Source organism: Neolewinella aquimaris, assembly GCF_014197245.1.
GTDB lineage: Bacteria > Bacteroidota > Bacteroidia > Chitinophagales > Saprospiraceae > Neolewinella > Neolewinella aquimaris.
Map to the genome: position 1 here is coordinate 237,707 of NZ_JACIFF010000002.1, position 16,069 is coordinate 253,775.

11 protein-coding genes are annotated in these 16,069 nt (G+C 60.0%); 5 read left to right on the top strand and 6 right to left on the bottom strand.

Going from position 1 to position 16,069, the window contains the following annotated elements:
• Positions 1-26: 26 nt before the first annotated feature.
• Complete coding sequence (locus GGR28_RS05595; RefSeq protein ID WP_246416357.1) at positions 27-2,570, bottom strand: M14 metallopeptidase family protein; 2,544 nt, start codon at positions 2,568-2,570, stop codon at positions 27-29.
• Between the two features lie 397 nt (positions 2,571-2,967).
• Here GGR28_RS05595 and GGR28_RS05600 point away from each other — a divergent pair, with 397 nt between their 5' ends.
• A complete protein-coding gene (locus GGR28_RS05600; protein WP_183494759.1) occupies positions 2,968-4,638 on the top strand; it encodes an AMP-binding protein in 1,671 nt (556 codons plus the stop codon).
• 102 nt (positions 4,639-4,740) lie between these two features.
• On the opposite strand, the gene GGR28_RS05605 is transcribed toward GGR28_RS05600, so the two are convergent.
• From GGR28_RS05605 to GGR28_RS05615, 3 genes are all read right to left on the bottom strand, one after another.
• The gene (locus GGR28_RS05605) at positions 4,741-5,952 is read right to left on the bottom strand and encodes an acyl-CoA dehydrogenase family protein (protein WP_183494760.1); all 1,212 of its coding nucleotides are present in this window, start codon (positions 5,950-5,952) and stop codon (positions 4,741-4,743) included.
• A gap of 18 nt (positions 5,953-5,970) precedes the next feature.
• Complete coding sequence (locus GGR28_RS05610; RefSeq protein WP_183494761.1) at positions 5,971-6,885, bottom strand: sugar phosphate isomerase/epimerase family protein; 915 nt, start codon at positions 6,883-6,885, stop codon at positions 5,971-5,973.
• A gap of 82 nt (positions 6,886-6,967) precedes the next feature.
• Positions 6,968-8,578 (bottom strand): carboxylesterase/lipase family protein, encoded by a 1,611-nt coding sequence (locus tag GGR28_RS05615; protein ID WP_183494762.1) that lies wholly within the window; start codon positions 8,576-8,578, stop codon positions 6,968-6,970.
• Positions 8,579-8,774: 196 nt separating this feature from the next.
• On the opposite strand from GGR28_RS05615, the gene GGR28_RS05620 reads away from it, so the two are divergent.
• The 3 genes from GGR28_RS05620 to GGR28_RS05630 are packed head-to-tail and all read left to right on the top strand — an operon-like array spanning position 8,775 to position 13,621.
• Complete coding sequence (locus GGR28_RS05620) at positions 8,775-9,491, top strand: NUDIX hydrolase (protein ID WP_183494763.1); 717 nt, start codon at positions 8,775-8,777, stop codon at positions 9,489-9,491.
• Positions 9,492-9,523: 32 nt separating this feature from the next.
• Positions 9,524-12,145 (top strand): PSD1 and planctomycete cytochrome C domain-containing protein, encoded by a 2,622-nt coding sequence (locus tag GGR28_RS05625; protein WP_183494764.1) that lies wholly within the window; start codon positions 9,524-9,526, stop codon positions 12,143-12,145.
• Between the two features lie 3 nt (positions 12,146-12,148).
• Entirely contained in the window at positions 12,149-13,621 is a 1,473-nt protein-coding gene (locus tag GGR28_RS05630; RefSeq protein WP_183494765.1) for a DUF1501 domain-containing protein, read from the top strand.
• Positions 13,622-13,636: 15 nt separating this feature from the next.
• Here the strand turns inward: GGR28_RS05630 and GGR28_RS05635 are convergent, their stop codons facing one another.
• Positions 13,637-14,668, bottom strand: coding sequence for a phosphotransferase family protein (locus GGR28_RS05635; protein WP_183494766.1), 1,032 nt, complete (start codon positions 14,666-14,668; stop codon positions 13,637-13,639).
• Between the two features lie 75 nt (positions 14,669-14,743).
• Complete coding sequence (locus GGR28_RS05640; protein ID WP_183494767.1) at positions 14,744-15,397, bottom strand: hypothetical protein; 654 nt, start codon at positions 15,395-15,397, stop codon at positions 14,744-14,746.
• A 157-nt stretch (positions 15,398-15,554) separates the two neighbouring features.
• Between GGR28_RS05640 and GGR28_RS05645 the strand changes: the two genes are divergently transcribed.
• Positions 15,555-16,052 carry a CIA30 family protein gene (locus GGR28_RS05645; protein ID WP_183494768.1) on the top strand — a complete coding sequence of 166 codons (498 nt, stop codon included), beginning with the start codon at positions 15,555-15,557 and terminating at the stop codon, positions 16,050-16,052.
• The last annotated feature ends 17 nt before the right edge of the window (positions 16,053-16,069 follow it).

A 16,069-nucleotide genomic window follows, 5' to 3' on the forward strand; every position in this document is an offset into this window, starting at 1 on the left:
GGAGAATGCCTGCGGGCGGGCGTAGTTTACTCCACCGCCGATCCGGAGATGGTGTGGCCGAACATAATGGCGTTCATGAACAGGCGGTTGCCCCCGTACCAGAATCCCCGGAAATTGGGATTGCTGGCGAAAGAGATGGTCCGTCCGCCGTTCTTACTGCTGACGATCACGCCCGCGGAACCGGCTGCCGCCTTAGCGAATTGCCGTGGACTGTAGCCACTCAGAAGGGGTTCGTCGCTGTAGCGTAGCGGAGTGGCGTATACATTCTTTGCCGGTTCGTAGAGCAGGGTCCCGGTGCGGAACAGGGGTATCTCTTCCCGTTGCATGCCGAAGAGGAGGGGATGGGTGAGGTCGGCTTTGGCCTGGTAAATAGAACCACCGAGCACCCGGCCGCTATAGTCGCGGTAGGCTTTTTCGTAGGGCCGTTGGGTGATCGACGAATCCGGATTAGCCACTTTGCGGGTCTTGATGGTGGCCAGTCCGTTTTCCGCGGCCCAGGTGCCGGCGCGTTCCGTGGTGATCAGGACACGGTCGCGTCCCATCCAGTTTTGCAACGCCTCAGTCCCCTGGGTGCCGATATCCCGGTAGTTGCCGTCGACCATGATGATGGTGTTGTAGCGGCTAAGATCGGTGCTGCCTACTTCATCCATCGGCAGTTTGGTGATCGGAATGTCGAAGCGCTGATCGAGCAGGTGCCACACCTCTCCGGCGTCCAGGCTGCTGGTGCCTCCCTCCACGATCAGGGCGATCTCCGGCTTACGCAGCGTCTGGTAGGCGGAGCGGGAGCCGAACATGAGTCCGCCCGCATCCACCGTACCGCTTCCGGCCGGGATAAAGTCGAGGTGGGTCTCGTTCTCTACTTCGGTGATGATGGCGTGTAGTTCCTCCGCCGACATGCTTTGACCGACCACCGGCACCATGATGGTCCCCCGTCCGAAGGAATTGGCCGCCGAACCGATGGAGAAGGGTTGGTCGCTCACCTTCACCCGCACGCCGCGGTCGAGCAGGCGGTAAATAGCTTTGGAAGAGTAGTAATCGTTGGCGGGCAGCAGGTAAGCGTAGTCCGCCGCGGCGTGGTCGACGGCGGGCATGTCCGCTTCCATATTGTAGGCCGTCCAGTTGCGGTCGCCCGGAGTTCCCCCGCTCACCTTCCGGAAGGGCAGGTTGAAGGCCATGGGCAGCGAGAAGGTGGACACGTCGTAAAACAAGCTGTCCTCGAACTCCAGGATGGGTTCGAAGGCCGCCTCGCTGAAGGGCGTTTTGGGTACGTAGTAGGCTTCTGTTTCTCCACTTCCCCCGTGCTGCACCGGCAGGTCGTGGCGCGCCAGAATATTGGCCAGTTCGCGGGCGCGACCGGGGTCGTTGTCGGCCTCGATCACGTAACCGTCCTGGGTCACTCCGCCGATGGTAAAGTCGCGCTGGTAGGTCAGCAGGTCATTGCGCAGTTCGGCAAAGGCGCTCAGGGTACTCAGCGCCGTGGTCACTTGGTTACGGACGGTAAACGGGAAGTTCAGTTCACCGTTTTCCGTCTCCTGCAGGTGCCCGCGCGAACTCGCCTGCTCGAAGAGGATACCGACGGCGCCGTGAATGTCGGGGTAGGTCGATCCCTTTCCGTAGTAGAAGTCATCGTAACCCTCCCCGCTGTAGTACAGCGAGCCGATCTGATCGAGGGCCGCCGCGTGGAAGGTGCCGATTTTGGCGGTCAGTTCCTGGTTGATCTTCGGCGTGGATGGGTGCACGCGGGTGGGTGCGCCGGGCATGAAAAAGAAGGTAGCGTCCTTGCCCATTTCGTGGTGGTCGGTCAGCACGTTCGGCATCCAGCGGTGGAAGGCGGCGATGCGTGCCCGACTTTCGGGGTGCTGCACGGGCAGCCAGTCGCGGTTGAGGTCAAACCAGTAGTGGTTGCTGCGGCCGCGGGGATAGGCCTCGTTGTACTCCCGATCGGCGGGGTCGGCGGTCAGGGCCTTGTTCTTGTGGCTGTTGACCCAGCTGGCGAAGCGATTGAGGCCGTCCGGATTATAGGATGGGTCGAAGACGACGATGTTGTTATCCAGCACCTTCCCTACCTCGCTCATGGGGGCGGCGGCAAGGTAGTAAGCGACCAGGGGGGCGGCGTTTGCTCCGCTGGGTTCGTTGCCGTGGATGCTAAATCCCTGGTAAAGCACGGCGGGTACGCGATCGATGTCGTTTTCGCTTAGTCCGCCATCCGCGGCGTTCCAGTTCACGTGCAGCTCCCGCAGTTCGTCCAGTCGTCCCTGATTTTCGGGACTCGTAAAGATCAGGTTGAGCAGGGGCCGTTGCTCGTATGATTTGCCGATCTCGACCAGGGTGATCCGGTCGCTACTGGCTGCGAGCAACCGCATGTATGCCTGCTGCAAATCATGAGAAATGTGCCAGTCGCCGATCTGCCACCCCAGAAACTCTTCGGGCGTCGGGATGTCGGGATCGTAGGCCAGGTCGGGCAAGTAATACGTGAGGGGCCGTTCGTCTTCGCTGTTGGTGGTTTGGGCGGGGGCGCGGGTGCAAAGCAACAGGCAAAGGAGCAGGAGAAATTGAGTAATTCGGGGCAAGTTGGCGGGGATATTGGTATTCGCGGAAATATACAGCGTTTTGGTGGGGTGTGTCGGTTCCCGGTGGTTCCCGGGGCGTATCGGTTCCCGGCGTCTCGCCGGGGCGTGTCGGTTCCCGGCATCTCGCCGGGGCGTGTCGGTTCCCGGCATCTCGCTGGGGTGCGTGCCACGAGATTCACCCAACACTGAAGTCAATCCTAAACCGGGATGACCGCGGCGAGATGCCGCCATAGCCGCGGCGGGACGCCACGAACCGGGATGACCGCGGCAGGATGTCACGAACCGCCATAACCGCGGCGGGACGCCACGAACCATTAAAGCCGCGGCGGGATGCCGCGAACCACACCGCCACAAACCATTCACTACCTTACCGATCTGATAAGACTATTCCCCGACCATGTACGACCTGACCACCCTGGAAGCCTTCTACCGTAGAGAAGTGGAGCATCCCGCCAAGCCCTTTCTGCACCAGCCCTTCGGTAAGCGGTGGGAGACCTACAGTTGGGGGGAGGTCGGAAAAATGGCCCGCAAGATCGCCGCTTACCTCCTGGAGCAAGACCTGAAGCCGGGCAGCCACATCGGCCTGGTGTCCAAGAACTGCCGGGAGTGGATCATTGCCGATCTGGCGATCATGATGGCCGGTCACGTGAGCGTGCCCTTCTTCGCTACTCTCACCGGACCGCAGATCGCCCAGGTGATCGAGTTGGGGGACATCGACCTGCTCTTCGTCGGCAAAACCGAGGTTTGGGAAACCATGAAGTTGGGTGTGCCCGATAACCTCCCCGTCATTCGGTTTCCTCACTACCCCGATAATTCTCTGGTGGAAAGAGGCAAGGCGTGGGAAGAAATTCTGAACGAGTATTCTCCCATGCCCGGTCAGCCCGTCCCGGATCGGAATGGCCTGTGGACCATCATCTTTACCTCCGGCACGACCGGTCCGCCGAAGGGCGTAATGCTGAGTATAAAAAACCAGATCGCCCTGATGGCGGAGCTCTACGACCGCAACCCGCTGGCAAACGACTACGACGGCAACAACCGCTATTTCTCCTTCCTTCCCCTTAACCACGTCGCCGAGCGCGGGACCATCGAGACCATGTGCTTCACCCACGGAGGAGAAATCTTCTTCACCGAAAGCATCGAGCGCTTCGCGGCAAACCTTCAGGACGCACGCCCTACTTTCTTTTTCGCCGTACCCCGCATCTGGACGAAACTGCGGCAGGGAGTCCTCAAAAAGTTACCCCAGGAAAAGCTGGACAGCCTACTGAAAATTCCCATTGTCTCCTATTTTATCAAACGGAAGATCCGCAGGGGCTTGGGTCTACACCAGTCGCGGCGCAACGTGACCGGTGCCGCACCGATCGCCCAGGACGTCAAGGATTGGTTCGCAAGTATCGGCATCCCCATCGCCGAGGCCTACGCCATGACCGAAAACGGCGCCGTGGGCCATATGATCTACCCCGAGCAGGATCGTCCGGGTTCCGTGGGGCAGACCCTCCCCGGCACCCAATGTAAACTCGACCCGGAAAGCGGCGAAGTCCTCACCCGCGCCCCCTACACCATGGTCGGCTACTACAAGGAGCCGGAAAAGACCGCCGAAACCATCGACGCCGACGGCTGGCTCCACACCGGCGATCAGGGCCGCATCGACGAAGATGGGTTTCTCTACCTCATCGGCCGGGTCAAGGATACCTTCAAGACCGCCAAGGCAAAATTCATCATCCCGAGCGAGATCGAGGACAAGTTTGCCGGCAATCCCGACATCGATCAGCTTTGCCTTCTCGGCCTCGGAATGCCCCAACCACTGCTGCTCGTTGCACTCTCCGAAAGTGCGGAGGTGAAGGGCAGGGCGGCAGTGCGCGGTAGCCTTACCGCTCAACTGCAGGAAGTAAACGGGCAGTTAGCCAGCTACAAGAAAGTAGCCACCATCGTCGTGGTAGAACACCCCTTCAGTATCGAAAACGATATGCTCACCCCCACCCTGAAGGTCAAGCGCCCCCAGGTACACGCTACCTACAAGGACCGCATGCCGGCCTGGATCGAGAGCGGGGAAAAGGTGATCTTTGAGTAATTACCCGTTGGACGGGGTGACCCCGTCCAACGGTTGAATTGCCGGACGGGGTCACCCCGTCCGACGGCTTAAGCGGTCCAACGGCTAAAGCGGTCCGACGGCTTACCCCAACTTCATCCCGTTGATCGTATTCCGCCCCAACTGGTACATATGCACCTCATCCGGCCCGTCGGCCAGCCGAATGCTGCGGGCGTAGACATAAAATTCGGCCAGCGGAAGATCACTCGACACCCCCAGCCCACCGTGCACCTGAATGGCCCGATCGATTACCGTACACGCCATCGTCGGACACACGATCTTAATCATGGCAATGAGATCTTTCGCCTCCTTGATGCCGTGGCGGTCGATCCGGTCGGCAGCCGACAGGGTCAGCAGCCGCGCCTGCTCGATCTCGCAACGGGAACGCGCCACCTCCTGCCGAATGCTGCTGAACTTCGACAGCTCCCGCTCGAAAGCCCGGCGCTCCCCCGCCCGCTTGCCCATCAGCTCCAGCGAGCGCTGGGCGGTACCGATCAGACGCATGCAGTGGTGAATGCGACCCGGCCCCAGTCGGCCCTGAGCAATTTCGAATCCCCGGCCTTCCCCCAGAATCAGGTTGCCCACCGGCACGCGGACGTCGGTCAGACTGATCTCGGCGTGACCGTGCGGACTGTCCAGGGTCCCGAACGCCCGCAGCGGCCGTTCTACCTTCACCCCCGGCGTATCCGCGGGAACGAGGATCATGCTCTGCTGTAAATGGCGCGGGGCCTCGGGATCCGTCTTACCCATCACGATGTACATTTTACACTCGGGGTGCATGGCACCGGTGCTCCACCACTTACGGCCGTTGACGACATACTCGTCGCCGTCCCGCTCAATGCTCGTTTCGATGTTAGTAGCATCGGAACTGGCCACGGCCGGCTCGGTCATGAGGAAGGCGGAGCGGATCTGTCCGTCCAGTAGCGGCAGCAGCCAGTCGCGTTTCTGCCCGGTCGTGCCGTACCGGGCCAGCACTTCCATGTTACCGGTATCGGGCGCATTGCAGTTGAAGACCTCACTGGCCCAGAGTACACGCCCCATAAGCTCGGCCAGGGGCGCGTACTCGAGGTTGGTGAGGCCGGGACTGAGCTCGCCGTAGTCCTCGGGCAGGAACAGGTTCCAGAGTCCGGCGGAACGGGCCTTAGCCTTCAGGTCTTCCATTTGCGGGAAGATCTGCCAGGGATGATCCTGGGTAAACTGTCGGTACTCGGCCTCTAGGGGATAGAGGTGTTCCTCCATAAAAGCCGTGAGGTGCCGGATGTTGTCGCGGGTGGTCTCGCTGTAATCAAAGTGCATGACAGCAAGATAGCCGCTTTACTCAAAGCCGATTTCCTCCAGCGCGGCGTGGCTGACCTTAATGGCTTCCAGCGGCGTTTCGTTGAAGGTCATATCCTGTTCCACCAGGTAGAACTCCATCCCCGAAAGCTCCTTCTCCTTCAGGATGCGGGCGAAGTCGATGCTGCCGGTTCCGACGGGAGCAAAGCGACCTTCCTTATCCATATCCTTCACGTGCCAGGCCTTGAACCGGCCGGGGGCTTTTTTGAAGTACGCAATGGGGTCCGCGCCGGCCTTAGTTACCCAGTAGAGGTCCATCTGGAAATTGAGGTCGTCCGGATTGGAATTTTCAATGAAGTAGTCGATAGGCACGATTCCTTCCTCGTTTTCCACGAACTCAAAGTCGTGGTTGTGGTACAGGCACTTAATGCCGGCGGCGGTACACTTGGCGGCGATCTCGTTGATGATGTTCATCACTTCGGCTACGGTACCGCTCATGCCGAGGGTGCGCGTGGCGGGGTCGAACTTAAAGTGACCCATGGGCGGCACGGGGATGACGAAGTACTGGAATCCGGCCTCCTTTGCGGCCGCAATCATCTCGTCGGCATTGTCCAGCGTCACGTCTCCGTGGTGCGAGCTCATTGGCGTGAGTCCGACCTCCGTGAGGTAAGCCTTGAAGTCACCGGGGGTCATGCCGTAAAATTTTCCATTCTGGTAGCCGGCCGCTTCGACGTATTTGTAGCCAAGATCGGCCACCTGCTTGAGAACGCCGCGCGGGTCACCGGCCATCGTATCGCGCAGGGTGTAGAGGGCCAGTCCACCGAAGTGTTCGCTGGCGGTGGGGACCGTGGTGACCTGGGTTCCATCCGGAGCATCGAGGTTGCTGCCGCGGCCGCACGCTGAGACCACGAGGAGGAAGAAGAAAGCGGGGAATAAAACTTTTACAGTATTCATAGGTCGATTATCGAGGCTCCGCCCGGGGTTTGTTTGGGCGGGGACGCAGGTGCAAGGTTGGTTGAAGGGTGCAAGCTACGCACTAACGGCTGCTGCGCGTATTAAAGTCAAGAAGCCGACTGTCCGGGTGGTAGCGAACTTCGCTTTCCAGGTCCAGCATCATGGTCGCTCCCGTGTCTTCGGTGTAGGCTTCCCATTCGGGCAGACCCTCGTGCCCCGGGTCACCGGTCCGCGCGAAGTTGATCCACGACTGACTTACGGTGGCGGCAAGGGCCTTTGCGGCTTCTCCGCCACCCGTCATGTTTGCGCAGCGGTCGATGTTGTTGAAGACAAAGGGCAGTTCCATACAGTGCATCGCTTTGTACTTGCCGTCCATCACCGGCGATTGCCAGGTAAAGAGGTACATGTATACCGGCGCACCGTTTGTAAGATTTGCTTTACCGTTCGCCTGGCGCACGGCACCCGGACGAAACATCAGGTCGACGTCGATCAGGTCGGAAGGCATTTTGGTATTCGGGTAGGCGGTGCGAACCGCCTCAACGTATTCTCCGGCCCGCTCGCCGTGGATGTTTTCAATGTAGGTCATGATCTCGGCTTCCGAGGCGTGCGATAGGCCCGCGCGCCCGGATGCCATGAATTCGTTCTTCACCGTACCGATGAGCAGGGGAACGTCCTTTGCCAGGGCGAGTGCTTCCGCACTGGAAGGTTGGTAGGGAAGCTGGGTACCGTCGACGCTCGGCCCCCAGCCGAGGCCGAATATGCCGAACGATTGTCCGTCGGCCTTCAGTTGGTCTTCTACGACCTTGAGCGCTTTGCCGGATGCCGCCGCCAGTTCAGCGAAGGGCACCTCCCGGATGCGGTCTACCTCTGCCGGAGAGATTTCCAGCTGGCGCAGGGTTTCGGCTCCGATGCGCTGACTTACTTCCTTCGTAGTCATACTCTCCCGAAAGGATCCGCTCTGGTTGACGGCTTTGTGAAATAACCCCTTGGCGGCCGGCATGGCCATCAGGGTGTTCACCTTGGCTCCCCCACCCGACTGACCGAAGATGGTCACGTTGCCGGGGTCCCCTCCGAAGTTTTCGATGTTCTCCTGCACCCACTCGAGGGCCAGTTTGAGATCGACGATGGAGTTGTTTGCGGAAGTGGCGTACGCGTCTCCGTAGGCGGAGAGATCGAGAAATCCGAGTACGTTCAGGCGGTGGTTGATCGATACGACGACGACGTCGCCGGAGCGCGCCAGATTTTCCCCGTGGTAAGATGGCAGTTCCTGGGAGGAACCCGCGGTAAACCCACCACCGTGGATCCAGAACATGACCGGTCGCTTACGGCCGTCCTTCAGTCCCGGGCTCCAGACGTTCAGCACCAAGCAGTCCTCACTGGTGTATCCCCAGTCGTGATCAAAGACGAATTCGCTCTCATCGTCGACCGCAGTCACTGGATTTAGCAGCGGCGCTACCGGACCGTACGATAGGGAGCTGCGCACGCCTTCCCACGGTTCCGGCTTGGTGGCCGTGGCGAAGCGTTCGGCGGTGCCGTAGGGAATTCCCTTAAAGGTGAAAATGCCCCCACTGACGAAGCCGCGGACCTGCCCGCTTTCTGTGACCGTAACGGCTACGTTTTCCCCCGTAAGCAACTGTGCCTGAATTTGGGACAATGCCCACAACATGAGCATTCCCAGAAGTTTGATTCGCATCATTTCAATTGTGTCTGTTGGAGTTAAAGAGAAGCAGCATCGACGTAAATCAGCAGAACAAGCGTTCAATTCCTTTACTGAAGAAGATCGCTCCACTATTGTCGCACTATGCTACAATAGTAACTAATGATGGTGGCACTTCCAAATACTTTCCTTAGAATAGCAGAACTATTTTTTTTGCACCACCGCTTACCGCATGCCGCACCCACTCGATTCCGCTTACCTGCCCCACCTTGCCTACGATAGCGTCGTTTTCGGTTTCTCGGGTGAGAAGCTCAAGATTCTGATCCTGGAATACCACAACACGGGTTGGTTCGCCCTTCCCGGGGGATTTGTCGGTGTGGCGGAGGATCTCGACGCAGCGGTCAAACGGGGGTTGAAGGAGCGAACGGGACTGGACAACATTCACCTGGAACAGTTTCACACCTTCGGGAGCGTGCAGCGGCACCGCCCGGAAGTGATGCGCACGATTCTGAAGGAAAGCGACTTTGCCGTGGAGAAAGCACCCTGGCTACTGGAACGCTTCGTTTCGGTAGGCTACTATAGCCTGATCGATTACCACCGCGTAACCCCCCGGCCCGATGCCCTATCCGACTCGCTGAAGTGGTACCACGTAGAGGAACTGCCGCCCCTACTCTTCGACCACCGGGAAATGGTAGAAAAAGCACTGAATGCACTGCGCCGCAACCTCGACACGATGCTCGTAGGCACGAACATGCTACCCGAAAGGTTCACCATCAAGCAGTTGCAACAGGTCACCGAAGCTATCCTTGGAGACAAACTTCACCGTACCAGTTTCCAGCGGCGCATGCTGGCGACAGGTCTGCTGCGACGGCACGACAAACTGTACACCGGGGGGTCACACAAAGCGCCTTATCTCTACAGCTTTGTGAACAAATCTGCAGGAGAGTAGGCAAAAAATCATCGTATATTGATTCCTGCCAAATGCGAATCCTTCTACTACTCATTCCCGTAGTCGTTGCTTCCTGTACCGAAGCCGATCCGCGCGTCAGCTTCAACGCCGACGTTCGCCCCATCCTTAACGCAAAGTGTGTCGGTTGCCACGGCGGGGTGAAGCAGGCGGGCGACCTCGGACTCATCTTTCGGGAGAACGCCCTTGGTGCGGTCGTGCCGGGACAACCGCGTCGCAGTGAACTGATCCGACGGGTCCGCCACGAAGATCCGGAAGTTCGGATGCCCTACGAAGCCCCTCCCCTCAGTGAAGCTGAGATACAAACCCTGGAACGCTGGATCGAGCAGGGAGCCGAGTGGGAAGACCACTGGGCCTACGAACCGCCCGTCCCCACTCCTCCCAGCAGTCCGGTACCCGACGGAGGGAATGAGATCGACGCTTACGTGGCGGATGCCTTGCTTGCTTCCGGAATTTCCCCGGCACCTGCGGCCCCGCCCGCGACCTTGTTGCGCCGGGTTTCGCTGGACCTTACGGGCCTGCCCCCCACGCCGGAAGAAATGGAAACGTTCCTGGCCGATCCGAGCGAAGCCGCCTATTCCCGCGCCGTGGACCGACTCCTTGCTTCCCCCCGCTACGGCGAGCACCGGGCGGCCGGCTGGCTCGACCTGGCCCGCTACGCTGACTCCCGCGGCTACGAACGCGACCGCCCCCGGACGATTTGGCCCTACCGCGACTGGGTGATCCGCGCCTTCAACGACGACATGCCCTTTGACCAGTTTACCGTGGAACAGCTGGCCGGAGATCTGCTGCCGAATCCCACCCCCGACCAGCTGATCGCCACCGCCTTCCACCGCAACACTCCGAGCAACGGGGAGGGCGGAACGAACAACGAGGAGTACCGGACGGTCAGCGTCATGGACCGCGTCAATACCACCTGGGAAGTTTGGCAGGGCACCACGATGGCCTGCGTGCAGTGCCACAGCCACCCCTACGACCCCATCCTCCACGAGGATTACTACAACTCCTTCGCTTTTTTCAACAATACGGCCGACCACGACCACGTGTGGGAACTACCCGCCGTACGCATCCCCTCGGCAGCACTTCGGGGGAAGATCGATAGTTTGCAAAACTGGGTGACCAGCTACGGCACCGACGCGGAGGCCGACTACTGGCTGCGCTTCCTGCAAACCCGCGAACCCATCGTGCGCCCCTACTATTTTGAAGATGTCGTAGGTGGTGTGTTTACCGACCGGGCCGACGAGGATTTTATGGTGATGCGTAGCGGAAATTCTTTCTTGCTTCCCACGACTTCACTGGATAGTGTCGAAGCGCTGCACTTGCTCTCCGGCGACCGACGGGACTATGTGCTGGAGGTACGACTGGATGACTCGACGGGCGCGACCGTTGCGACCTACGATAGTCAACGGAAGCAAGGCAGTGGCCCCAAGATCATATCGTTGGACTCGGTACGGGGACGGCACCGCCTTTTCGTCACCGTAACGGGGGAGGAAAAGGACGTTCCCCTCACCAACATTTACGGCTTCTACTTCCAGGCCCGCCTTCCCGGAGCGGGACGTGATAATTACGCGGCAGTAAAGCAATACATCGCCGACCTTGCCGGGTCCCGTGATTCGGTGCAGGTACCTGTGCTGAGTGATCACCCTCCCGAAATGCAACGCACCACCCACCTGTTTGAGCGGGGCAACTGGTTGGTGCCGGGCAGAGTGCTCGACGGTGGCGTACCCGCAATCATGCCCCCGCTACCCGCCGGTCAGGAAAAGAACCGCCTGACCTTTGCCCGCTGGCTTACCGCTCCGGAAAACCCCCTGACTGCCCGCGTGGCCGTCAACCGCATCTGGGGCGAGCTTTTCGGCACGGGGCTGGTAGCCACCCCCGAAGACTTTGGCAGCCAGGGCGCGATGCCCACCCACCCGGAATTGCTGGACTGGCTTGCCGTGCACTTCGCTACCGACCTAAAGTGGAGCACCAAACAACTGATCCGACTGATCGTACACTCAAAGACGTACCGTCAGTCCTCCGCCGCCCGCCCGGAACTAGGGGACGATCCCTACAACCAACTGTTGGCCAGGGGACCCCGCAGTCGCCTCACCGCCGAACAGCTCCGCGATCAGATGCTGGCCGTGTCGGGACTGCTGAGCGATAAGATGTACGGTCCGGGCGTCATGCCGCCGCAGCCGGACGGCCTCTGGGACCACATCCCCTACAGCGACATCAAGTGGGAGACCAGCGCGGGGGAAGACCGCTACCGCCGGGCCGTGTACACCTACCTGCGCCGCTCGGTCATCCACCCCGGTCTGACCACCTTCGACGGCTCTAGCCGGGAAATCTGTCTGTCGCGTCGGACGGAAACCAACACGCCCCTGCAGGCACTGGCAACGCTAAACGATCCGGCCTTCACCGAGGCCATGCATCACCTAGTGGGGGAGGTTCTGAATGAAACCGACGATCCAGCTTTGGCGGTCGACCGGCTGCACCGCCGCGTACTCTACCGCCCCATCCGGGAAGGAGATCGGGAAGACCTGCTGCAACTATACCGGGAAGCCCTGCGGGAATACGACGGACGGCAGAAGGATGCCCTCTTCGTCGTTGCGAACGTCCTCTTCAACCTCGACGAATTCCTCACCAAGTCCTGACCCATGCTGAAGCCGGAACAAGAAGCTTCCCTCCGTCTCGCCGAATTTAACAGCCGGCGTTTTTTTCTGCGGCAGTGTACGCTGGGACTGGGCGGTATCGCACTGGGTGGTTTACTGGGGTGCGGAGGGGAGCTGGCTACCTCACCCCAAACTCCGACGACCGCCACCTTGGGTCCGCTGGATCTGGCGCCCCACGCCCGGCGGGTGATCTACCTGCACATGGCCGGTGCCCCGAGCCAGCTGGAAACCTTCGACTACAAGCCCGACCTAATCAAGCTACACGGTAAGGATTGTCCGCCGTCCCTCCTCGATGGCAAACGCTTTGCCTTCATCCAGGGAACACCGAAAATGCTCGGTCCCCAGGCGAATTTCGCGCAGCACGGGGAGAGCCGCGCCTGGGTGAGCGATCTGCTTCCCCACTTCAGCACGGTGGTCGACGAAGTAGCCTTCCTCCGTGCCGTGCACACCGAAGAGTTCAACCACGCCCCGGCACAGTTGCTGATGCATACGGGTAGTCCGCGTTTGGGCCGTCCGGCGATGGGATCGTGGGTCACCTACGGACTGGGTTCGGACAACGAAAACCTCCCCGGCTTCATCGTGCTCACCTCCGGAGGCCGTGAACCCAGCGCCGGTAAAAAGCTGTGGAGCAGTGGTTTCCTGCCCTCGATCGAGCAGGGAGTTCAATGCCGAACGGAGGGCGATCCCATCCTTTACCTGAGCGATCCTAATCACATGTCGCGCGACCTCCGGGGAAAAAGCATCGAGGCCATTAACCGAATTAACCGACAGCAACATAAGGAGCTCGGCGATCCCGAGACCCTCACCCGCATCGCCCAGTACGAGATGGCCTTCAAAATGCAGGTTTCCGTCCCGGAAGTCATGGACATCAGCAAGGAGCCCGCCCACATCCACGAGATGTACGGAACCGAACCGGGCCGCGCATCCTTCGCCAACAACTGCCTCATGGCCCGTCGCCTCGCCGAAGCCGACGTGCGGTTCATCCAGCTCTACGACTGGGGGTGGGACATGCACGGTACCAGCCGCGACACCAGCCTGGGCGAAGGCCTGGCCGATAAGTGCCGCGCGATCGACCGGCCCATGACCGCGCTGCTCCGCGACCTTAAACAGCGCGGCCTGCTCGAAGACACCCTCGTGGTGTGGGGCGGGGAATTCGGCCGGACGCCCATGCAGGAAAACCGGGGCGGCACTACCAATCCCTTCCTCGGCCGCGACCACCACGGGGAAGCCTTCACAATGTGGATGGCCGGTGGCGGCATTCGGGGCGGCGCCAGCTACGGGCAAACCGACGCGATCGGCTATGCGGGAGTGAACGAACGTGCCCACATTCACGACGTGCAGGCCACCATCCTCAATCGCCTGGGGCTCGACCACGAAAAGCTCACCTACCCCTTTCAGGGACGCAATTTCCGGCTGACGGACGTGGCGGGAGAGGCCATTACCCCCCTATTCGGTTAATGAGGGTAGCGTAAGTCAGGACCCAAGCTTTTTCCGGCCCAATTTTGCGAAAGCGCGCGCCGCCCGTCCGAATTTTTCCATGCGCTCATCGCGGGTGCTTCCCTTCACGTATCGCTGGTAGAGCTGTTGCGCGATCACGGCGGTCTTAAAGCAGGCGAAGGCTTCGTACCAGGGCATACGGTCGAGGGACAGGCCGGTGAATTCCGCGTACTTATCCTTTAGGTAGTGCTTACCGGGCCAGTTGCCGTCCAGCAGTTTGATGGGCATGTCGGCGGCATCCATATCCGGATCGGGCCAGAAGCTGAGGGTGCCCGCCAGGTCGACCAGCGGATCGCCCAGGGTAGCCATATCCCAGTCGAACACCGAGCTTACCCGGTCGGGCTCGCCGGGCTGAAACTGGCAGTTGTCGAACTTCAGGTCACCGTGTACGATTGAAACGCGCTGCGGGGCGGGGACGTCCACGGGAAGGCTCGTCTTCAGGAACTCCATATCCTCGTTTTCCTCCGTTTTGGAAAGTTCCCATCGCTTTGACCAGCCCTTTAGTTGTCTAACGACAAACCCCTCAGGCTTACCGAGTTCTTCCAAATTAGCTTTATCCACATCAACCCGGTGTAAATCGCCCATCACCCGTACGAGTGCGTCCGTTAGCCGCTGCTCCACCCGCTGAATTTCCCTGAACGTATCCGGCAAAGCGTAGCGAACCACCGTGCCGTGGCGTCGCTCCATCACAACGAAATCGGCCCCAATAACTTCGTGATTCGTACAGAGCAGGAGGGCGCGGGGCGCAGGAGCAAAGTGATCGGGCAAGCGCGATAGGATACGGTATTCCCGCTGCATGTCGTGGGCGCCCGGCGCGATCTTACCGAAGGGTGGCCTGCGCAAGACGAGGTCCGTATCCCCGAAGGCGAGCTGGTAAGTCAGGTTGGCGTGGCCGCCGTGGAATTGGGTGACGGTTAGCGGTCCGGTCAGCTCCGGAAGGTGGTGACGTAGATAGGGTTCGAGACGCTCGAGCGGCAGTTCTTCGCCGGGGCGAATGGGGGCGGGCATGGGTTAGTGACTTTACCGGCCAAGCTAGTGAAAAGTCGTCACCACTGCGGTGAATAGCCTTAGGTACAGCGGACCCTACAATTCCCCCGCAATCTCTTCCATAACTGAGGTGGCCATTCGCGCAAGTTCGCTCTCGTACTGGGAGAGGTAGAACCAGGTAAATTTCTTGGTGGATTTCCACACGTTGCGCACCGGCACATCGGCGTTAAGGGCCAGGGCGGACCCGGTAGCTACCGACTCATCGCCATCGACCAGGCGGTAGGAGACGTGAAGATCGCCGCCCGCCGGAATGATGGCCTCCAGGCTACTGGTACTATAGGCGACGAGTAGGATGACCGTACTGCCCCGGTTGGTATACTGAAAACCCGATGGGTGCGCATCGATGGTGATTTCCAGTTTTCGATTGTCGCCGATCCGCTGCTGGAGGTTCAGACTGTCCGCGGCACGCTGCATTGCGTTGCGGAGCACTTTTCCGGAGTAGTCCGGGCTCACGTCGCAGTCCAGGGTACCGTTCCAGCCCCAGTAGAGTATGGCGGGGATGAATGAATTCTTCACGGTCCTGACCTTCGTTGCCGGATCACCCGACGGCACCCGGACGCTGAGCCATTCCTGCTGGGAAGTATACGCTACTTCCGTTGCTTTTTGGTTGACCAGGGAGGCGTACTTGTCTGCACTGACGCCACCTGAGAGCAAGAGGGCGAGCAGCAGACCGGAGGTAAATTTCATCATAAAAGCTGTTCGACCTTGGTGGTGATTGATGTAAATTTAACGGGGTTCGATCGAATAATTGCCCGCCGGGATAAATAATTAACGGGGACGCCAAAATCCCGAACGACGGTCAGAACTGCCTCTCCCGCCAGCGGTTGATCATGTAAATAATAATGCAATGACGCGGCCCAAAACGCTTTATGCCTTTAACGAATATTCCGTTGCCGCTCGGTGGCGGGTAGTCGACGATATCGTCATGGGCGGCCGCTCCGAGGGCCACTTCGCCATCACGAAAGAGAAGCACGGTCGCTACTTTGGCAAGGTATCGCTGGACAACGGCGGCGGGTTTTCCTCCGTACGTCATGCCTTCGTTCCGAGTGTGGATACCAGCACCAATTCTCGCGTACTCCTTCGGTTGAAGGGCGACGGTAGCCCCTACCAGTTCCGCGTGCGGCCGACGGCCGAACAGAAGTACAGTTACACCTACGCGTTTCCGACTACGGGCGACTGGGAGGTGATCGACATTCCCTTCTCCGCCATGTATCCGGTGTACCGGGGCAACCGGCTGGAGCAACCCAACTTCGACGGCCGGCAGATCGCGGAGATCGCTTTTCTGATCAACAACGGCAAAGCGCAGTCTTTCCAACTCCTGCTCGACCGCATCGAACTGGTGTAATCATTCCCCGACCCTAT